Here is a 20939-nt window from a genome sequence, read left to right as displayed (position 1 = left end):
CACCGGATACCGAACGGCAGGCGGTCGAACCCGATGCGAGAGAGGTCCTCAGCGTGTCCCAGCTGAACGACCGGATCGCGTCGGTCGTCTAGGACACGCCAGCCCTCAACGGCGTCCGCTGTATCGGGGAGGTCACTGACCTCCACAAGAACAGTACGGCGCTCTACTTCACGCTCACCGACGGCGACGCCGAACTCCCCTGTATGATCTGGGCGAACCGCTACCGGGAGATGGACGCCGACCTCGAGGACGGGACCGAAGTCATCCTCGAGGGCGATATCGATTACTGGGTCGAAGGTGGGAAAATCGACCTCAAACCGTGGGAGGTGATCGTCGTCGGCGACGGCGACCAGGCGGCTGCAGTCGAGCGACTGCGAAGCGAACTCGAAGAGCGTGGCTGGTTCGACGACGAGCAGAAACAGCAACCACCGGCGTTCCCGGAGCGGGTCGGCGTCGTCACGTCCCTTCGAGGAGACGCCCGGTACGACATCCAGAACGCGATCCACGAACAGGACCCCACCGTCGACATCCTGGTAAAGGACGCAACCGTCCAGGGGTCGAACGCGCCGACGTCCATCGCGAACGGCATCCACCATCTTGACCGCTCAGAGGACGTCGACGCGATCATCGTTGGCCGTGGTGGGGGGAGCGATTCGAACCTCCAAGCCTTCAATACCGAGCGGGTCGCGGAGGCGATCTTCACCGCCAATACCCCAGTGGTCACCGCCATCGGACACACGGATGACCGACTCATCGCGGATCAGGTGGCGGACGTCGCGACGATCACGCCAACCGCCGCCGGCGAGTATATCGTAAACTCCCGCCAAGAGTTCCTCGCGAGTGAGATCGAGCCGCTGGAGCAACAGCTCGACGCCGCGTACGAGACCTTCCAGCAGGAGCACGAACACGAACAGGAGCTCGCCGAAGCAGTCGATGAAGCGACCGCACCCGAGGGCGTCCCACCGATTTACTACAAGGTCGCCATCGCTGTACTGCTGTTGCTGTTGTTGGTCATCACCGGACTTTGGCTGGGGGTGATCTAACCGTGGCAAACGACGCCGAAATCCATGATCGGCTGAACCGCGTCGAGGAGATTATTGAGCAGCTCGACACGGACGAATGCGGCCTCGATGAAGGTACAGCCCTCCACGAGGAAGGGCAGGAACTCCTGAGAGAGGTACGAGAGCTCCTCGACGAGGGAAGCGGCGAGGTTGTGGAGCTAGAGTAAGTGAGCGGAATCACACTCTTAACCAACAGAACTCTACCCCTACCGACAAGTGTTGGTTAAGTCTTTTCTACGAGGACAACCAGTAATTTGGTTATAATTTACTCAACAAATTTGCAGTTCTTGCTGGCCAGAAAGCATTTAGGTATCATCCAGCTACCGCGCCAATATGTACCGGGACTGAGCCGGTGCATACCCATACCCGCATGTATGATTACGAGGTCAGTCACCATCGAGGACATCGATGACCTGTACCTGATGTGGAACGACCACATCAACGCCTCCGCCCTCTATCGCCGCGCCCTCCGCGAGGAAATGGAAGTCCGCGGTGTTGACCCCGATGAACTCCGCGACCTCCTCGAACGGGCCCGCGAGCAGGGCTACACGCTCGAAGAGATCGCAGAGGACACCAACCGCTTCGACGACCTCCAGTCGCTCGTCGAAGAGCAGCAGAACCAGCCTACGGCTGGAGACGCCACCGATGATTAACCCGCTATGTCACAGGACCAGACTCCCTCCGACCCTGAGCGTAGCGTCGAAAACCAGTCACCGCTGACCGGGAAGATCCCTCGGCAGGCAGCACTCACCGTCGTCCTCCTGAGCCTGTTCGCTGTCCAGCCGGTTGCCGCCCAGAGTAACGCGGTCTGTAGCGCAGACAACCTCCCGAGTATGATTGAGGGGTTCTTCCAGCTGACCACCGCGCTGGGGATCGTCGGCCTCGCCATCGTCTGGCAGGCTGACTCCCTCATCGAGATGTTCACCCTCAATCCCGAGCAGAAGAAGGGCCTCAAGCGCCACAAGCGGTCGGCGATGAAGTCCGCGGTCGTCCTCGTCGTGCTCGGTCCGCTCTATACGGTTGCCGGGTCGATGATGGGCCTCCCGCTGGCGCAGTGCGTCGACCTCGTCCCCTGGTAACCACCCTACAGTCCCCGTTGCGAGCCCTATGAACCATCGAGAGCTCTCCGTGCTCATGGCCGGCTTGCTCGCGACGAGCCTAGTCACGGGTATCGTCGCCGCTGACCCGCCACGACCAGGTACGGAGGGGAACGGGCTCACGGAGAACGAGTCGGCAACGCTGTGGTCCCGCGATGCGGACAACTACATCAGCCAAGAGGAGTACCGCCAGCGCTACGGCGAGAACCGCTCCGCCGTCCACCAAGTCGCGAACGGGACCGACGTCACGTTTAAACGCCCGCCAGCGACCGCGGCGACGTGGACGCGGAACGACTTCGAGGACCTCGACGCCGGTGGCCCAGATACGTCCGTACATCCACCGCACGCAGACCTCGAGGACGGTGTCTTCATCGAGGATGCTCACGCGACGATCTTCGCGGTCCAGCCCTCTACTCGTGGACACCTCGAGTCCGGTGAAACCCCACTGTACATCGCGCCGAACGGGACGATGCGGGGCTTCGTTGATTACCGCGTTCGCGTCCCCAACGGGAGTTCCTCCGGTAACACGACTATCTCGTGGTCGCTCACGGAGCACGAAATCGAAGAAGTCCGGTTGAAGAAGGACGGTGAAACCATCGCCGAGCGTGACGGGGCCCATACGCCTGCCCTCGACTACCAGATTGAGGACGACTGGAGTGCGAATCTCACGCTGGAAGCGGAGATTAGCGTCCGGCTGAAGAAAACCGTCAGAACCGATCTGGGTGACCGGACGGACGTCGACGTCACCTATCGGACGGAAACACGGAACGTCTCCGATTCAATCGCCGTCGAGATCTACGACCTCTCGGCATACCCCTACTACGCCGAGTATCCGAACGGCGACGCCGGCGTGGCCATCTTCCAGTCGCGGCCGTGGCAGGGGTACACGCTCACGGAGGACGGTGAGGCACGGGTCCGTGGCATCTGGCGGTTCTACACCGCTCGGAACACCAACTGGGATACGCTCGTTCGGTCGAATCGCACGGATAGCGCCACCGTCGAGTCAGACGCGATTCCGGTGTACGTCCACGCCTATCCCTCTCGTATCGGGCCGCGTGCCGAGCCGGTTCGAGACGGGCCGGAACTCATCGAGACCTGGGGGACTGACCGCCCGTCGCCAGTCGGCACCATCGGTGAGAACATCAATATTGACATCGTCAACCAGTCGTACACGACGACGTACGGCGTCGCCGTTCGAGCCGAGAACGTCGACCGAGAGGCGCTGCACGTTGCGGGCATCGTTCGGGGCGTGAATGCGTCAATCGTCGAGCCGGATGCCGGCTCCGAGCGGCAGCTCCGCCGCAGCAATCTCACTGTTGAGGTCATCCAGCAGAATCAGTCCCAAGCGACGCTCAGGGTCGAACTACGGGACAATCAAACTGGTGCGCCGATCGCGCTCGACGATAGCCGTCAGTATCCAATCGGCGGCACCACTCGGAACGGGTACATCACGGTCGCGGATCAGCGCGTCGAGACCAACGCCTCCGGGGTGGCGATCGTGACCATCGACGAACCGGGCATCTACACGGCTCGGTACCACCCTGGCTCGTGGCTCGGCCACGACCCGGCATACGTGAGTGATACCGCGACGGCTCGCTGGCACCCTCTAGGGACGATCGACGGCTGGTTTGCGCTGGTGTTCGAGGTCGGCTGGCAGCTCCTGCCGTTCTTCGTGATGTTCTACGCTGGCAAACGCCTCCTGCGGATGCTCGGCCCAGAAGACATCTTCGGACAGAAACCATGACTCAGGACAATCCCCACCTCAGTAGACGGACCGCCCTCCGAACAGTCGCCGGCGCCGCTCTCGTGAGCGTGGCCGGTTGTATGGATGGTAACGGAAGCACCGATCCTAACGGTAGTTCAAGTCCAGAAGGCGGATCCGGTGTGTTCCGGCAGGTGACTGTTGAAGGAACAGAACTCATTGTCCAGTTCGATTCGGATTCGGAGTTCGACCAGATCAACCTCATCCAACCGAACGGCGAACTGTTCGGACAGCGGGAGGTCGCTGCAGGTTCCCAACAAGTCTCATTTGGTCTCGGCACAACGTACGCTCCTGGCGAGTACGAAATAGTAGCCCTCAGCGGTGAGGAAACAGTTGGTGAAAGCTCGCTTTCTGTCCAGCCAAACCTCGGGATCGTCGAGATGGGCATCGGTAGAAACCAGCCTGAAGAGATGTGGGATGGATCAGAAAGCGAAATCGAAGAGGAGGCCTTCGTCACCCTCGAAAACCAAGGGACTGGCCCAGATGCGGTTACAAAATTGCTCTTCATCGGTGATGTTCCCTATCCGTCCGGCGAAGAGGGGACGAACTATGTCGATGATGAAGACGTAAGCGGGATTTACGACCCGGAATCCGACTCCGAGGTCGAGCAGGTCATTATCGCACCCGGGGAGCAAATTACGCTCTATAGTTCACGCTCGCCGTTCGCCTTCGTTCCTGGAGCAGGCACGTCCTGTTCGGAGGAGTCGAAGACCGGTGAGTTTGAACTAATACTCGAGACGCGAGTTGGCGGAGACCGAGTCACCAAAACGTACAGTATCCAGTATTCGGCGTCCCAAGAACCCGATAACTGCGAAATTTCCATCAGTGAGGCGTAACCATGGTTGATCTAATCGACGTCGTCCTTGAGGGATTCAAAGAGGTCGTCGATTGGATTGTCGGTCTCTTCATGGACGGCCTGCGTTCCGGCTATGAGACCCTCACCGAGGAGATGTTCGGGACACCAACGCCGGAGACAGACGGTGCGTTCGTCTTCGGAGAGCCCAGTAATGCTCCTTGGCCGTCAATTCAGGATGCGCTTGTAGGTGGAGAGATCATGTTGATCTCGCTGCTGCTCCTCGTGATGTGCGTTCAGGGGCGTCACACGATCCGTATATTCAATATTGGAAGTGCATACGAGGCCAGGCGCACCAAGAAAACGGCTTGGGTCGGCGCGTTTCTGATTATCAGCTGGTACTGGGTCAGTATTCTTGGACTCTACATAGTGGACGGGTTCACTATCGCCCTGATGCCGAGTCTGGGTTCTCTGGGCGATGCGATGCTCAACCTGCTCGAAGTATCAATCACAAACCCTGGGCTTTCACTCGTATTCGCACTGATTGGAGGACTCTCAATGTGGGCTTTGGAGGCACTCTACTACATTCGCGAAGTCTTGCTCTACGTCTACGTGTATGGGATGCCGATTGCGTTCGCGCTGGCCTACGGAAACATCCCCGTGCTCTCGGATATCGCGATGGGGTTCAGTAAGAAATTCGTCCCGTTAGCTGTCCTGCCTCTGCCCGCAGCGGTGGTGTTCAAAGGATACGACTTGCTGTACTCTCAGAACGCCATCGCTCCGAGTAGTCCGTTTTTGCGGTATCTAGTCGCGGCATCGCTCCCGTTGATCGCACTCTACCTAACCTGGAAGACGTTCAAGTACGCGACCCCGCTGACGGCGAAGGTTCTCGGTGGTGCGACGAAGGGAGCGGCCCTCATCGGCGGTGTTGCCGCTGGGGCCTACATCGGCGGCGCCGGCGTCGCGACGACGGCGGCCCGGTGGGGACCGAAGGCCGCAGCGGGACACGCTGTGGCGCAGAAAGCGGCCGCACGAGGCGCGAACAGCGACGAAGACAGCGGGACGCCGTCCTACCGGCGAACCGAGAACGATCCTGGAAGCTACTAACAATCCATGTCCATCGACCAAGACGCAGCCGCACGGCGCATCATGGACCAGTTCGGTGAGGAGAGTCGCATCCCCTACCTCAACATTGAGGAAGGCGACGTTGGCGTCCTCATCGCCTTCCCGATCGTCGGCCTGTTCATCGCCGGCCTCACCGGCATCGAATCACTCGCCCTGCCGTTCGTCGCGGGTGGTTTCGGGTTCGGCGTCGCGATCGTCTACGTCTCGCCCGACCACCTGAACGCGTGGACGTGGACGAAAGACGTCTATCGCTACGTCAAGCGCCCCCAGATCACGTTCAGTGCCCCGGAGGAAGCCGACAGTAGCACCAACGAGACAGAGCGCAACGAAGGCGGGCTCGCGAACTACACGCCGTTCACGCCCGACGAGCGAACGCAGGACCTCACGAACATCGAACGGGCGTGGCCGGGAGCTGGCGCGATCCAGCGCGCGGACGGCACGATGGAGGCGTTCATCGAGATCAATCCCGGCAATATGGACTTCGCGATGTCCGACGATTGGGCACAGCTCCAGGACGCCGGCGAAGAGTTCGCCAACAAGGAACTCGACTCGAAACTCAAACTCCACGCCACGACCCGCTCGTTCCCGGTCGAACAGATCACGGAGAACATCGAAGACCGCCTGAACGACGAGGACGTCAAAGAGAACCCCATCTTCCGGGAACTCCTCGAAGAGTATCGGGAGACGCGGCCGAAGGAGATGCGCGAGCGGGGTATCCAGCAGGTGCGGTACTACATCGGCGTCGAGGTCACCCCGCTGGAGGTCTACGACCGCTTCCGCGACGAGGGGACGCCAGCCGAGAAGCTGACGCAGTTCCCCGTCATCGGGTTTCTGTTCAACCCGTTTGTGACCCGCCGCGAGGACCTCACCGACGTCGAGCGCCGCGCACAGATGTTCGAGAAGCTCGACAGCCGGGTCAACGATGTGCGGTCAGAATTCATCCAGCAGGCGTCGGGCTGGTCCGCACGTCGGCTCAGCACGGTCGAACTCTTCGTGTTGAATATGGACTTCTGGAACGGCCGCGAACACGAGTACGACGACGCAGAGAGCGTCGTTCGCGAACAACCCATCATCGGCCATTCGCGCCGGGAGGATGACCACGATGCGTAACCTCGTCCTCCAGACGGGCACCGGAGCCGTCGGCCAGCTCACGGAGTGGCTCACGAATCCGACCTCAGCTGAAGGTGCGTCCCTTTATATCCTGCTTGCGGTACTGATCGGGATTAGCGGGAAATTCCTCTGGGACTGGTACACCGAAGACGACGAGGAAGAGGTCGAGTTCTCGGACCTCCTCGACGAGGAGACCATCGAACAAGGAGAAGCCGAACGCCAGCTTCTCGACGACATCGCCGAGTCACACAAGACGGTGACCGCGCCGGCGGCCATCGAGTGGGAGACGCGCGCGGCACGGGTCGGCGAGCAGTGGACGACGACGCTGTACATCGCTGACTACCCGGACTACCCCAACGACGGCTACCTCTCCGAGCTCTTCGAGATGACCGACGTGCAGTTCGACCTGACGGCTCACATCACGCCGAAGAATCAGGAGCGGGCCCGGAACGAACTGCAGGATATCGCTGACGACCTCCAGGTGGATGCTGACCTCGAACAGAGCGTGCGGAGTGCCTACCTACAGGAGCGTGCCAACGAAGCCGCAGCGACGTACAAGGCCGTCGAGAACGGCGCGAACGTCTTCGACCAAGGAATGTTCATCACGGTGCGGGCTGACGAGAAAGACGACCTCCGCGACGCCGTCCAGAAGGTCAAGAGTGCGCTCCGTGACGATCCGGCGAACCTCACGCCGAAGACGGCGATCTGTCGCCAGGATCTCGCCCTCCAGTCCGCCGCACCCATCGGCGACAACGAGTTCGGGCGGACGTCGATTGCGCTCGGCGGCGCCGTCGGCGCGTTACTCTCCTCGCCGCACAACGCGACGATTCTCGAGGAAGGCGGGGTGGAGTTCGGGATTCACAAGGACAACCAGAGCCCGGTCGTCATCGACCCGTTCGCGCGGGACAACGGCTACGCGATGTTCACCGTCGGGGACACCGGTTCGGGGAAGTCGTTCAGTTCGAAGCAGAATTTTATCCGCTCCATCGAGCAGAGTAAGGACCGTATCGGCATCATCCTCGAGCCACTGAACAACTGGGCCGGCGTCGCCGAGGCCCTCGACGCCAAGCGGATCACGGTCGGCGGGACGCTCGGGTTGAACCCCTTGGAAATCCGGGAGACACCCGAGCACGTCCAGCGGGCGATGGGCGAGGACGCGAGCCCGTTCAACGAGAAGCTCGACGACGCGATGAGCTTCCTCACCAACTTCTTCGCGCTCCGTGGCATCTCCCTCGGCGACCGACGGACGACACTGGAACTCGCGCTCAAGCGAGCGTACAAGCGCAACGGCATCACCGATGACATCTCGACGCACGACAATCCGAGCCCGACGATTCAGGATATGATGGACGTCTTCGAGGACATGGTTGACGACCCCGAGGAATTCGTCGTCCGGTCCGACGAGGAGGCGGGGAAGATCAAAGAGGACGCGACGTGGCTCCTCGATCAGCTTCGCCCCTTCGAGGACGACGGTCGGCACGCCAACCTCGGCCAAGAGTCCGACTTCGACATTCGCGACGAGAAGGTCATCTACCTCGACCTCGCTCAGCAGGAGGGCAGCGTCGACAGCAGCACGGCACTGACGATGCAGTTGCTTATCTCACTGGTGTACGAGCGGGCGAAAGTCTCGGAGAAGGAGGTCGTGTTCTACATCGACGAGGCGCGCTACATTATGCAGGACGCCGCGAGCCTGGCGTTCCTCGAAACGGTGTTCCGCCACCACCGGCACCACGATCTCTCGATCCGGCTGGTCACGCAGACCGTCGACGAGTTCTTCGAACACGCCGAGTCCGAGGCCATCCTCGACCAGTGTGCGGTCAAGCAATTCCACCGTCTCGACGGGATGGACGAAGAATGGGCCGACGAGTTCGGGCTGAACTACGCGCAGATGCGGTTCGTTCAGGACGCTGTGCCCGGCAACGAGGACGCCGGCTTCTCCGAGGCGCTGGTGGGCGTCGACGGCGAGTGGCGCGGCATTCAGGTCAAAGCGATGCCCAAGGAGAAGCAGGTCATCGACTTCGACCCGACCTCCCAAGTTCGGTCCTCGCTGCCCGGCGCCGGCGACGACGCCGTCGATACCGAGATGCAGGAGTTCCAGGAAGAGCTCGAGCATCGAGCAACGAACGGAACGAACGAAACGAGCGAACTGAACGAGGAATCAGACGCCGTCGAAGCCGAGCCAGACGGCGGGTCAACGGAGGACACCAACGATGGCTGAGTACCTGCGCGTCACGCCGACGTCCGAGCGGCTTGACCCGGAGAGCATCCCCCGGGTCCTCGACAGCCTCCACAAGCTGACCACGCCCGGCTCGTCGGGTCTCGGGGCGAAGCTGAACCCGCTCCACAGTGAGACACCACCCCGGTTCGAGTTCCTCGCGATCAGTGATGGCCCGGACGACCCGGTGGAGTTCTTCTACGGGGCCGATGCGCACCTCGATACGCTTGAGAAGCGCCTCCGTTCCATCTATCCGGCCACGTTCGACATCGAGCGCGTCGACGTCGACGTCGCCGCCCGGCTCATTCAGCCAGTCGAGTTCACACCGCAGGAATTCGTCGACCACTACGAGGCCGGACTGCTGCAGTACGAGTTTGGCCCGGCAGAACAGTACGATATCGTTGACGAGGAATCAGCGGACTCCGAGGCATCCGAAGCAGACCCCGTTGTCGACGGCGGTACGGCATCCACGAGCGTCCCCGATCATCACGTGACTGTCGAGGACTCAGCGCTCGAACTAGCGTCGCCCGATGCACTTCCAGACGACGAGGAAGAGCGACGGGCCATCGAGAAGCCGACGATGACACCGGCGGGAACGATTCTGGCCCGCCTGGCCCAAGACGCTGTCTCGCCGCTCGGGGTTCGGTGGTGTGGCTCCGCGTCGCGGAAGCAGGACTGGATGACCTCGCTGACACCGTTCACGGCGGAGGAAACGAACGGCGATCTCTCGTCCGTTGACGAACCCGGTGCCGCGCTCGCGACGCTCATCGACCATCTGATGGAAGCGACAGCACCGACCGCGTTCCAGGTCGTCTTCCAACGGCGGAGCAGCTGGCAGTCCGACGCAGAAGTGCGGAAAGAAGACCTCATCGACGGCCGGGACACGTTCTTCCAGGAGGTCGTCGGGTCGTTCCTCGAGGTCGAGGAGCAACGGAGCGACCAGGATGAACGACAGCTCAGCGAGTCCGTCGAGAAACGAATCGCATACATCAACGCGAAGAACGCTAAACGGTCGTTCACGGCCAATATCCGTGCCATCGGCGTCCCCATCGGCGACACTCGCGACGATCTCGATGCCCGGATGGACTCACTTCTTCCTGTGTTCGACCCTCTTGATGGGTCGTTCTACGAGGTTGAGGGGCAACGCCTCCGGAACAGCGGTTTTCGTGAGAAAACGAAGGAGAAGAAGGCACGGGCCGCGCTTCAGCGCCTCCTCAATCGCGAGTTGACGACAGGCCGGGGAAAGACCCGCCCCGAGCTGGTCCTCTGTGGGACAGAGCTCGCGAACTTCGTCCTCGTCCCCTCGTCAGAGCAGTTGACCGTTGAGGGGACACGGGGAACCAGGGCCGAACAGCAGAGCCGGAATCCGCTCCCGTGGCCCAATCCGGATCTGATCCAGCAGTTCCAGGACGGGATGGCCATCGGCTACGCGCTCGACGAGAACGGTGAGCCACGGCCGGACCCCATCCGGATCCCGCCGGACCTGTTGCCGACGCATTACGGGCGGTTTGCGTCGACAGGTGGCGGGAAATCAAAGGCCATCATCAACGACGCCCTTTCGCTTCGCGAGTCGACGGGTGGCCCCGTCGTCCTCGTCGACCCGAAGGGGGACGGAATGTGTGAGAACTACCTGCGCTGCCACTACGAGCGGTTCGGTGGTCTCGACGATGTCTACCACTTCCGCGTCCCGGAGACCATCCCCGCGTTCTCGTTCTTCGACATCCGCCCCGCGCTCGAGGTCGGTCGCAACCGTGAGGACGCGATTCAGGACAAGGTCGACCACTTCCACGACATCCTTCGGATGATTATGGGTCGCGAGCAGTACGGGCAGGCGTTCGTCGCGAACGAGATTCTGAGCTATCTGATCAAGGCGCTGTTCGACGAGGAGTACGGGAGCGACGTGTTCGGGCTGGACGATCTCTTCGCTGCTGCCCTCCGGATGCAGCGCGACCAGACGATCCCCCCGGTCTCAGCGGACAACCAGAACATCGAGGAATCACTGACGCGCCACTTCGCGAAGGACAACCACCAGTTCCAGGTGTCGATGGACGCCGTCGGGAACCGTCTCGACAAGCTCAAAGAGGACGCGCATCTCCGCCGGATCTTCAGCCACGTTCCCGAGCAGAACGACGCCGGCGATTACGTCGACAACCGCTTTGACTTCCGCGAGTTCCTCGATGAAGACGCGACCATCATCTTCGACCTCGGCGACCTGCGGCCGGAGGCACAGCGAGCGATCACACTCCTGCTGTTGAGCAACCTCTGGGATGCCGTGCAGGTGCGCCGTCGCGACGGTCAGACCGACTACGAGAAGCTCACGAACCTCATCATCGAGGAGGCGGCGCCGGTCGCGTCGACGAAGCTTGTCTCCGAGCAGCTACTTCCGCAGGGCCGATCGTTCGGGCTGAGTATGGGGCTCGTGATGCAGTTCCCCGAACAGGTGCGGAACCGGAACGAGCGGGCCTACGACGAGGTGCTGAACAACATCAAGACGAAGCTCATCGGGAACATCTCGATCGAACGCGACCTCGCAGAGTCGCTTGCCCACGAGGACCTCTCTCCGACCGAACTCCGCAACCGAATCAACACGCTGCCGAGTGGTGAGTGGATTGCGCAGCTCCCGAGTCCGTCGTTCGGGGAGACTGGGCCGCCGCCGTTTTCGCTGAAGCCGCTTCCGATTGCAGCGGGGCATCCAGAAAGCGACCAGCCGCTCACAGAACCCCAGGAAGACCATTTCGAGTCCGTGTCCCGGCCACGGATGGTCGAGCGGACACAGGCCCAGTACGGGCTAACAGAACCGACTGAGTCGAGCACTGCTCCGGAAGAGACTGGCTGGGGGAGTTCGGGGGCCGAGACGACGGGCTCGGCTACCGACGGCGACTCAGGAACGGACCCGACGCAATCCGCGTTCATCAGCAAATCGACGACCGAAGATGCGTCGACGTCGACCACGCCGACCGAGACGGACAGCGACCCAGATGCAGACGAGTCAGAGATGAGCTCCCTGTTCGGGCAGGCCACCGAAACGGACGAGGACTCAGCTGGTGACCAAGCAGCGCAGCCGGAGAACGGGGCAACGCCCGTCCAGGAAAGCAGCGTACCCGTCCCCGATGACGAACTCCGACAACGCGGGCTCAGCCGTGACGACGTCCGGTTCCTGAATCGGGTCCTCGACGTGATGAACAGAGAGGACGACGAGTACACGCTACTGGACAGGATGAGCCAGCTTCGGGACGAATACGACGACCTCCATATAGAGCGGCTCACAGAGCAGGATCTCCTGGAAGCGGACTCCGCTGCCGGGCGCAAGTACTACACCGTCCTCCCCGACGGTCGAGACCTCCTGGGGAGAGAAATGAAGGCGGGACCAGGAGCGGGCGATCTCGGCGAGAAAACGCCACACAAGGTTGGCGTCCGACTCCTCGAACTGTGGGTCCACCAGCAGGACGACGTCGTTCGTGTGGAGCCGTACTACGAAAGCGACGACGGCACGGTACTGGACGTGGCCGGCTTCGACGGAGACGGCGATCTCGTCTGGGCCGGCGAAGCAGAGCTCGCGAGTAACAACCGGCACGCCCCGGTCGAGGATTACGACAAACTCAGCGCGGTGGACGCCGACGCAATCTGGGCCTTCAACAATCGCGAGACGGCGCTCGACGTCCTGGATAGCCTTGCCGACGCCGATCGGATCGGCGAGCGGGTCAGCGGGCGGGCGGCACGGTCGTTCGCGACCATCAGAGACGCCGTCGACGAGTTCGATGCTACGGGCCTGACCACCGTTCGGGGCTTCAAAAATCTCGATCAAGAACTAAACCAATGACTTGGCGACAGGCGACCCACGAGGAGATTTACGCCTACTACGCCGAGGAGTTCCCCCGCTATCTGGACGACCTGCCGGAATTCATCACGGCGACCGGTCCGAAACAGTACGCCATCGCCTTCCGAGAGTCCCACCCGGTTCGCAAAGACGAGGTGCCGGCCAAGGACTTCATCCGGCGGGATACGTGGCAGACAGATACGTCGGGGGACCGAACGACGCCCGAGTTCGACGACTTCGAGGACGTCGTTGAGTTCATTCGGCATCCAGCTCGCAACGACCCGCTGGGGCGGAGCGAGTTCGCGCTTGCAGATCCGGAGGTGCTGGAGCAACCGGACCCACGGCCCGACGCCGTCTACTACGCGCTGGATCACTGGGAACGACCCTGGGTCCTCCTGGTCGACATCGACGCGAAAGAGATCGCCCGAGACCGAGCGGACGAGATGGTGTCGGCGGACGTCGACAGTCGGGACGACGATGCGCTCCTCGACGCTGCGGGTATCCTCGACGCCGCTCCCGAGGGGTATCCGTACGCCTTCGAAGACGTCGACCGCGCCATCGAGTACGGGTTCGAGGTGCGCGACATCTTTGAGGACGATTTCGACGCCGAGGAGACGATGGTCGTCTACAGCGGGCAGGGTGTCCACGTCTACCTCCTCGACTCTGACCCGGCGCACCGATACGACGAGCAGAGTCGCGAGGTGTTGAACGACCTCCTCCTCGAGACGTACGACATCCCCATCGACCCCGTCGTGACGGCCGACCGCCGGCGGGTCGCCCGTCTGCCCTACTCACTTCACGCCGACGTTTGTAGCATCGTTCAACCCATCGAGAGCCCGGCATTCGACGTTCGGTCGGCTACACCGGAGGTAATCGACGAATGAGTCCGAGTACGCCCACCGACGACGAGGACATGGCGTATCGAGTTGCGGCACTCCCGCTGGAGTACGGTGAGACCCGCATCAACCAGCTGTTTACACGTGGCTACAACCGATACGTCGTCGACGGCGAGGACAAGCCCGAGGACCTCGTGAACGATCTCGAGCGGTTCGGGACGGCGGCGTTCAAAGAGCAGGTTCGTGCCGACGCCGCCGAGGAGCCGTTCGTCGACGAGCCGGGGACGCTCGCCGTGCTCGCGACGTTGAGTGCGATCTGTGTGAAAGAGCACCCGAAGTTCGAGCACGCGTCGCCCCGGAACATCCAGGTGCTCTACGACATCCGGGAGCTGTACGTCAACAATCTCGCCTCCCTCATCCGCGCACACGGCGATGGGTCACTCCAGCAGGACATCGCCGACGTGCTGTACAGCAAGGAGCCCGGCGAGGATGGACCGCATCCCGGCCGAGTCTGTACGGGCATCACAGAGATGCCGGAGTTCGGGGAGGGCCTCTACCTCGAAATCCCGATGGCGGCGGCGTCACGCAAATGTCTCGTTCGAGCGGAGGGCGAGTCATCGACGGGGAGTGACGATGGCGGGGAGATACTGACGCGAGTGAAGGACAACAACCTGTACGTCCCGGTCGGTGATTTCGACAGCAAGTATCGGGACTACGCTGAACGGGCGTTCAAGAAGCTCCTCCGGGTGCAAGAAGACGGGCTCTCTGACGACCAGCTGACGTGGCTGACCACGAACGAGTCGGCGATTTCGGAGCGGATCAATCGCTTCCTCGAGACCGGCCATCACGAGCGAATCTGGCGGAACTGGGACCGTGGGGAACGGACGATTCGCGTTCTCCGGCGGGCCCTAAGTGATGCGCCCGACGACGTCGCGCAAACGGGCGAATTCTACACGGCGAAAGAGCTCTACCGAGCGGTTACGGCGTACGACGTCGAGGACGACTGGGAATCCTCAGTAACAGACTGGATCTCGAGTCCAAGCAGTCTCGCGAAGACGCTGGCCGACCACGAGTCGCATTCGGCGGTCACCATCGACCGCGACGGGCGCGTCAATACGTACCGAATCGGGCGGGCCGGAACCGGCGCCGAACAGATCGAAGTGAGAGAGATTGAGGATCTCTTCGAACTCCCCTGTATGGCGAATATGGAGGACCGACTCCACGAGAAGAAGCCGGTTCGGAAGGATCTCTACAACTTCGCGCGGATGGTGATGTGGCTCCCGCAGTACCAAGACAGCAGCCTCGACGAAATCGTCGCGGACCTCAAGGATGTCTTCTCTCGGTGGCCGTGGTACGATGAGCAGGAAACTGAGTACCAAGTCCGCTACGAGTTCTCGAACACGATCGGCGGGGACACGCCGTTGCCGATGAACTGCGATAACGACGATATGCAACGGTACTGTATCGGCCAGGACCAATGTCCCTACTCGATCTGGGGCAGTCTTCCGTTCCCGGATGAGATGTACGAACAAGTTGACGAGCAGTCTGCCGGCCCCGCTGAGCAATTCTAAATAATAGACTTCCTTGGCTCTGTTGAAATCCTGTTATTCAGATATATTTTCATATGAAACAGACGGTCTATGAGAGCTGCGCGTCTATCACGCGCTATCAAGACATGGTCACCTTACAGATCCGTAAAGTATTACGCTAGCCCCCGGGACGGTCCAATATGGCTGTCTCGACGACATCTCCTCTCTTTCTGCTCTATGTTGGTCTCTTCGTCGTGGCTGCATTGGCCTGTTTTGTAAGTCTCACACGCCTTCAGCGTATCACGAATGCTGATACGCGACGGGGATTGTGGGCACTCCTCCTGACGAGCGGTGGATGGGCGACCGCTCACGTCGGATTTCTCGTCTCTTCAACGATATCACTCCAACTCGCGTGGTATACGTTCGGGCTCGTACTGGGACTCGCAGCTGTCGGCGCATGGCTCTACTTCTGTTCAGCGTATACTGGTCGGACCTACCATCGAAATCCGACATACCGTCGTCTTGCTATCGCCGTCTACATCGTACTTGTCGCGGTGAAAGTCACCAATCCTCTCCACCACGGATACTTCACGACGACGGCCGTCGCCACACCGTTCCCTCATCTGTCCGTGTACACAGGGCCGCTACACTGGACTGCAATGGGGCTCTCGTATGCACTCGCCTTTGTCGGCTACTTCATGCTGCTGGAACTGTTCACCGAGATCGACCTCGACACACGAGCGCTCCTCGTTCTCGTTGGAATCACCGGCCTGCCCGTCGTGTTCGATATTATCGGGTACACCACGCCCTACCTCATCGATATTACCTACGAGCCGCTCGGGGTCGCCGTCTTCGCCGTTGGTGTCGCGTTCGTCTATATCGACCAGTTCGATGCCATCCAATTGGCCGGCGAACGGGACGAGCCAATTATTGCGCTTGACGCGAGCAACCACATTCGAGACACGAATCGCGCCGCGCAGACGCTCTTCCCTGACCTTGACGGTGCCGAGGGCACCCCTCTGAAGACGACACTTCCACGAGTAGCGGACTGTCTTGACAGCGACAACGCTATTTTGAAACTCCAACAAGAGGATCACCTCCGGTATTACCATGTTACAGAGACACCGTATGGGACAGCAAAAGCCGGGCTCGGCCGAACCATCCTTCTGACCGACGTAACTGACCGTGAGCGGTACCGTGAGGAATTAGTGCGACAGAACGAACGTCTCGAACAGTTTGCCAGTTTAGTGAGTCACGACCTCCGTAATCCCCTCAACGTGGCCACAGGGCGGTTCGAATTACTCCGCGAGGATGTCGAGGAGATTGCAGAGAATGAACACGCAGCAGCCATCGAGCGGGCGCTAACTCGGATGGAGGACTTGATTAGGCAAATTCTCTCGCTCGCCCGTGATGGCCAACCAGTCGAGCAGTGGGATGCAGTGTTGCTCTCGTCGGTCGCACAGAACAGTTGGGAGATGGTTGAGACAAACGCTGCCGAGTTACGCGTCGAGGACGACCTGACGTTCAAAGCGGACCCGACACGGCTACAACGCCTGTTCGAGAACCTGTTTCGGAATTCAATCGACCACGGCGGCCCGGACGTGACGGTCTCCGTCGGAGTGCTTCCTGACCGGCCGGGATTTTACGTGGCTGATGATGGGGCCGGTATCCCTGAGAGTGATCGTGAGTCCGTGTTCGATCCGGGGTATACGACCCGCGAGGAAGGGACCGGGTTTGGACTCGCTATCGTCGCTGAGACAGTTGCTGCTCATGGGTGGAAGATTCAGGTGACTGAGAGCGAGATCGGTGGAGCTCGCTTCGAGATCCTCGGCGTTGAAACCGTAGAGTGATTCTGTACTGACAGGAACTGACTGTTCTGCGAAGTGTGTCCGCTGTACTGAACGATTGGTGAGTACCCTGTACTGAGCGACCGAGGCCGTGAAAATATCAACTGTTGAGGGTTTCAACAGAGCCACTTATTTTAGAATTTCGAGGTTTGTGTTGCAGATCAAAGCCAGTCTGTTCAGAATCCCGTCGAGCAATTTTCAGCGGCTAACACAACCAGATCGAGGGAATCGGGGGTGTTTCACGATTCGAAGTACCGATCCGGGGAGCCTCGAGAGACTCAGAACAGGTGAAGCAGCGGCCCGGTGTAATTTAGACACGTCTGAAATCACCTTCATTACCCCCTCGTCGAGCAAATTTTGGGATTCCAGTATTAGTCCCGAACTCGTCGAGGTATTTATTACCGCCTCAAATCGGCCCGACGGGGTTCTTCTTCGATTTGAGGCCGTCATATCGTCTTGCATATCGCGGGTTTCGTCCAAAGAAAGAGGCGATATGCAGTGTGCGAAGGCCGCCGGCTCTCTCAGGCCGAGGGGCCGTCACAGGGGTAGCGGAGTCGCGGAAGTATCAGATGTAGCGCATAGGTTGACGGGGTGCGTTTCGGTGGTGTCTATTGCCCCCCGCGAGGGGGTGACGGGGCGCATCACGTGCCCCCGATAGACGATGGCTTCGGAACGACGCAGCAAGTCACGAGCAGCGCATCAGGCAGGAACCACCCCCGACAGTCAGGCGCCGTGGGGAGACCTCGAGATGACAGTTCCGACCGACCGAGATCACGCGTCGGTCGTCGCCCTCGTGGAGTGTGCTCTCGTCGAACTCACGCACGAAACCGTGGGGGCCGTCTTCATCTCCCGGCAGGTCGGACGGTCGACGCGGACGCAGTACGTCGCCGCCGACGACGTCGGCGAGCAGTTCCAGAAACGGCACTTCGACAACCGGCTGGGCTGGCACGAGACCACCGTCCCTCGACGAACCGTTCGCGACGAGCTCATCACTCAGCTCACGCGGTCGGCATCAACGACGGCGGAGCGGGCAGGTGAAGAAGCAGCCAGCGAGCCAGATACCTTCGTCGTGAAGCCAGTTCGAGAGCTCCGAACGCTGTAGCGGCTAGACTTAACCAACATTCCGAACCGATAACGACCCAGTGTTGGTTAACTCTGGGGCTGGTTCCACTCCCTCGCCCCCACCCACCGCCGACTCCTCGAGTGAGTGTATCCTGGCGGCCGGGCGATCCGAGGAGGTGCCGAATCTGTACGCTATGAGCTGTTTGTCTGCGCCAGGAGGCGTGCAGCGCGCAACAGCGGGCGCTGCGTGACCCATTATGCCTGGTCCCGATCCGCACGACGACACAAGTCGCGACTACGAACAGTTCGAGAAAGAACAGCTCGCCCAAGACCGCGGCGCCACCAGCGTCGACACGGCGGACGTCGACGACACGACGGCCCAGGACTTGGTCAGCGAGCTCATCGACGCGGACATCGTCAGTCCAGTTCCCGAAGACCAGATTCTGGTTCACGAGCCGAGCGGCACCACGTTCGACTCGACGACACAACTGGCTGTCTTCCACCGTGGCTGGATGGCCAACCGCGACGCCGACGGGGAGGGTGAGTGATGCAGCAGACCCTCGTCGGCTGTGCGTTCTGCGACGCGCCCCCTGGTACCGAGACTGGCGAAGCCCACACTTGGGGGCAGGACGAGCGGGTCACCCACCCGATCTGTGTCGACTGCGCGATTCAGACGGAGCCGGATCCCGACGAGCGCGATCACGTTGCCTGTGACGGCTGTGGGCTCGTCGTCGACGCCCTCGCCGCGCTGACGCGCTTCCGTGTCGAACTGGGGCATCTGGAGGGCCCGTTGCAGCTGTGCGCCCGTTGTAGTCCGGGCGGGCTCGCGACGTACTGGACGCGCGACCTCGAGGAGCATCTCGTCGCGACGCCGGCGGAGTGACCCAAACACTCTTTACTGTTTCGCTGTAAACTGTAATCAAGAACCACCGTGTCACGCACCTCAAATCGCGCCGACGGCGACATCGTCCGGGACTTCCTCTCAGTCGCGGACCTGCTAGAGGAGCCACAGCTCGCCCAGCTGTACGCCTACCTCGCTCGGGAGGGCAAGGCGACCGTCCAGAACGTGATGGACGACCTCGAGCTCGCACAGGGGACAGCTTACAGCTACGTGAACCGGCTCGTCGACGCCGGCGTCGTCGACGTCACCGACGACGACCAGCCCCGCCGGTACGCCGCCCGAGAAATCGATCTGACCGTGACGACGGCCGCGGGCGACCGCGAGTACACGATCACGCCGGCGCTCATCGACGCCGTCGGCCGCCGTGAGACGGACGCCGACATCGACACCTACATCGACCGGCACGGGGTCGCCGGCCTCGCGACCGCGCTTACCTACGCGGTCGCTCGCGAACGCGGCGAAGTGACCCACCGGCTGATGGCCGACGACCTCGATATCTCCCCGCTGGCCGCGGAGATGATCCTCCAAGCGCTCCGGCCCGTCGTCCACGAGCACTACGACATCGAGGCGGCAGGAGCGTCGCTCGAGGAGTTGGATATCGACGACGACGTCTCCGCTGACGACGCGTGAGCCGGCTCCACATCGCCGACACCGGCCTGTTTGTCGCGATGGGACAGCCGTCGAACAGTCGCTACCAAGCAGTGCGGCGATTCGCCCGCCGGAACGACGTTACCTTCGTCCTGCCCGAACGGGTGTACGAGGAGCTGACCGTCGACGACCCCGACGTCAAGGACGTGCCAGTCGACGCCGCGATCGACGAGGGATGGGCGACGGTGGCGGCGCCGCTTGAGTTTTCGGAGCCCATCGTGTCCCGGGTGATGGACGGCGTCCAGCGGTACATCGCGAACGCCGATGACCGGCCCGCGGACGAGGTCGAACGGGCGGACGCCGCACTTGCGGCCCTTGCTACTCAAGAGCTCAGCGCGGGGGCGGTGATGGAGGTGTACATCTATACAACGGATATCGCGGCCGGCGAAGGCGCTGAAACCGTGCTCGCGAGCGAGGGGTACGGTGACTCGGTGACGTTCGTGAACGGCTTCCGGTTCATCGAGGACCTAGTCGGCGGCAACAGCTGACCCTATTCGGGGGCGAGGTTACGAGCGTCGAGGTCGCCAGCGAGATACTGTTCTCCCTGGCGAGTGATGTCGTAGACGCCGTTGCCGAGGTGGACGAGGAGGCCGTATTTGACGAGGGTCTTGCAACGGGCGTTGATGTGTTGCCGGGAAAATCGCACGCGGTCGCTGTCAGCCATTTCTTTCGGGGTATCGGGTCCGTCGTCAGTAAGATGCTCTAGAATGCGGTCATCGGCGCGAGACATCCAGTCGGCGTCAAAGCGCATAATCGCTTGTGGTTGCGCCGACGCTATCCCAAACGCGCTAAGTCAATTAGAGGAGCGAGTAGCAACTATAGTTGACTCACAACGTTTTTAACGGCTCCCCGCCCTACTGTGCAAGTATTGAGATGGCCCAGTCCTCGACTCAAACACTCACCGTAGAGATCATCGAGGCCTTGGAATCGTGTGGAGTGGATCGCGACCAGTACCAGTTACACGACTATATCGACGTCGAAGCACTTGAGCAACTGGTAGCCGGATCCAGTGGAGCCGTCGAAGTTCGTGTGACTGTTGAGGGGATTCAGCTCGCAGTTACAGGCGATGGTGTCGAAATCGTAGATTCCCAAGGTGGACACGCAGAGGACCAATAACATGCCGTCCGTTGAATATC

General features: G+C 61.3%; 19 protein-coding genes and 1 pseudogene. 19 read left to right on the top strand and 1 reads right to left on the bottom strand.

The annotated features are described in order from the left end of the window. Positions 1-113: 113 nt before the first annotated feature. From xseA to GRX01_RS16975, 18 genes and pseudogenes are all read left to right on the top strand, one after another. Positions 114-1043, top strand: a pseudogene (gene xseA / locus GRX01_RS17060) (exodeoxyribonuclease VII large subunit); the annotation flags it as partial. Between the two features lie 2 nt (positions 1044-1045). Next, positions 1046-1228 (top strand): exodeoxyribonuclease VII small subunit, encoded by a 183-nt coding sequence (xseB, locus tag GRX01_RS17055; protein WP_321168187.1) that lies wholly within the window; start codon positions 1046-1048, stop codon positions 1226-1228. 207 nt (positions 1229-1435) lie between these two features. After that, entirely contained in the window at positions 1436-1714 is a 279-nt protein-coding gene (locus GRX01_RS17050) for a hypothetical protein (RefSeq protein WP_008364407.1), read from the top strand. Between the two features lie 6 nt (positions 1715-1720). Next, positions 1721-2140, top strand: a complete 420-nt coding sequence (locus GRX01_RS17045) for a hypothetical protein (RefSeq protein ID WP_008364408.1) — start codon at positions 1721-1723, stop codon at positions 2138-2140. Positions 2141-2168: 28 nt separating this feature from the next. Continuing rightward, on the top strand, positions 2169-3902 hold the full coding sequence (locus tag GRX01_RS17040) for a hypothetical protein (RefSeq protein ID WP_201289630.1): 1734 nt from the start codon (positions 2169-2171) through the stop codon (positions 3900-3902). Beyond that, on the top strand, positions 3899-4756 hold the full coding sequence (locus GRX01_RS17035; RefSeq protein ID WP_394351398.1) for a hypothetical protein: 858 nt from the start codon (positions 3899-3901) through the stop codon (positions 4754-4756). The genes GRX01_RS17040 and GRX01_RS17035 overlap by 4 nt, the downstream gene beginning before the upstream one ends. A gap of 2 nt (positions 4757-4758) precedes the next feature. After that, the gene (locus tag GRX01_RS17030; RefSeq protein ID WP_159670498.1) at positions 4759-5820 is read left to right on the top strand and encodes a hypothetical protein; all 1062 of its coding nucleotides are present in this window, start codon (positions 4759-4761) and stop codon (positions 5818-5820) included. Positions 5821-5826: 6 nt separating this feature from the next. Then, the gene (locus GRX01_RS17025) at positions 5827-6948 is read left to right on the top strand and encodes a hypothetical protein (RefSeq protein WP_159670495.1); all 1122 of its coding nucleotides are present in this window, start codon (positions 5827-5829) and stop codon (positions 6946-6948) included. Further along, positions 6932-9166 (top strand): VirB4 family type IV secretion system protein, encoded by a 2235-nt coding sequence (locus GRX01_RS17020; protein ID WP_201289629.1) that lies wholly within the window; start codon positions 6932-6934, stop codon positions 9164-9166. Before GRX01_RS17025 ends, GRX01_RS17020 begins: the two co-directional genes overlap by 17 nt. Next, the gene (locus tag GRX01_RS17015; RefSeq protein WP_159670489.1) at positions 9159-12983 is read left to right on the top strand and encodes an ATP-binding protein; all 3825 of its coding nucleotides are present in this window, start codon (positions 9159-9161) and stop codon (positions 12981-12983) included. Before GRX01_RS17020 ends, GRX01_RS17015 begins: the two co-directional genes overlap by 8 nt. Then, positions 12980-13864 (top strand): DNA primase, encoded by an 885-nt coding sequence (locus GRX01_RS17010; RefSeq protein WP_159670486.1) that lies wholly within the window; start codon positions 12980-12982, stop codon positions 13862-13864. The genes GRX01_RS17015 and GRX01_RS17010 overlap by 4 nt, the downstream gene beginning before the upstream one ends. Further along, entirely contained in the window at positions 13861-15387 is a 1527-nt protein-coding gene (locus tag GRX01_RS17005) for a primase-associated protein (protein ID WP_159670483.1), read from the top strand. The genes GRX01_RS17010 and GRX01_RS17005 overlap by 4 nt, the downstream gene beginning before the upstream one ends. 158 nt (positions 15388-15545) lie before the next feature. After that, positions 15546-17195, top strand: a complete 1650-nt coding sequence (locus tag GRX01_RS17000) for a sensor histidine kinase (protein WP_159670480.1) — start codon at positions 15546-15548, stop codon at positions 17193-17195. A gap of 658 nt (positions 17196-17853) precedes the next feature. After that, positions 17854-18294: a hypothetical protein gene (locus tag GRX01_RS16995; RefSeq protein WP_159670477.1), complete on the top strand. Its 441-nt coding sequence runs from the start codon at positions 17854-17856 to the stop codon at positions 18292-18294. Positions 18295-18511: 217 nt separating this feature from the next. After that, complete coding sequence (locus tag GRX01_RS16990; protein WP_159670474.1) at positions 18512-18802, top strand: hypothetical protein; 291 nt, start codon at positions 18512-18514, stop codon at positions 18800-18802. Next, the gene (locus GRX01_RS16985) at positions 18802-19137 is read left to right on the top strand and encodes a DUF7558 family protein (protein ID WP_159670471.1); all 336 of its coding nucleotides are present in this window, start codon (positions 18802-18804) and stop codon (positions 19135-19137) included. Before GRX01_RS16990 ends, GRX01_RS16985 begins: the two co-directional genes overlap by 1 nt. A 48-nt stretch (positions 19138-19185) precedes the next feature. Further along, positions 19186-19785 (top strand): DUF7437 domain-containing protein, encoded by a 600-nt coding sequence (locus tag GRX01_RS16980; protein ID WP_321168185.1) that lies wholly within the window; start codon positions 19186-19188, stop codon positions 19783-19785. Continuing rightward, positions 19782-20291: a hypothetical protein gene (locus GRX01_RS16975; protein WP_321168184.1), complete on the top strand. Its 510-nt coding sequence runs from the start codon at positions 19782-19784 to the stop codon at positions 20289-20291. The genes GRX01_RS16980 and GRX01_RS16975 overlap by 4 nt, the downstream gene beginning before the upstream one ends. A 2-nt stretch (positions 20292-20293) precedes the next feature. On the opposite strand, the gene GRX01_RS16970 is transcribed toward GRX01_RS16975, so the two are convergent. After that, entirely contained in the window at positions 20294-20554 is a 261-nt protein-coding gene (locus GRX01_RS16970) for a MarR family transcriptional regulator (RefSeq protein ID WP_159670468.1), read from the bottom strand. Between the two features lie 122 nt (positions 20555-20676). On the opposite strand from GRX01_RS16970, the gene GRX01_RS16965 reads away from it, so the two are divergent. After that, positions 20677-20919, top strand: coding sequence for a HalOD1 output domain-containing protein (locus GRX01_RS16965; RefSeq protein WP_159670622.1), 243 nt, complete (start codon positions 20677-20679; stop codon positions 20917-20919). Positions 20920-20939 lie beyond the last annotated feature (20 nt).

This window comes from Halobaculum saliterrae, from assembly GCF_009831625.1.
Taxonomy (GTDB): domain Archaea; phylum Halobacteriota; class Halobacteria; order Halobacteriales; family Haloferacaceae; genus Halobaculum; species Halobaculum saliterrae.
Note: the sequence above shows the minus strand (reverse complement) of the source record. Positions and strands in the feature narration are given on the sequence as shown.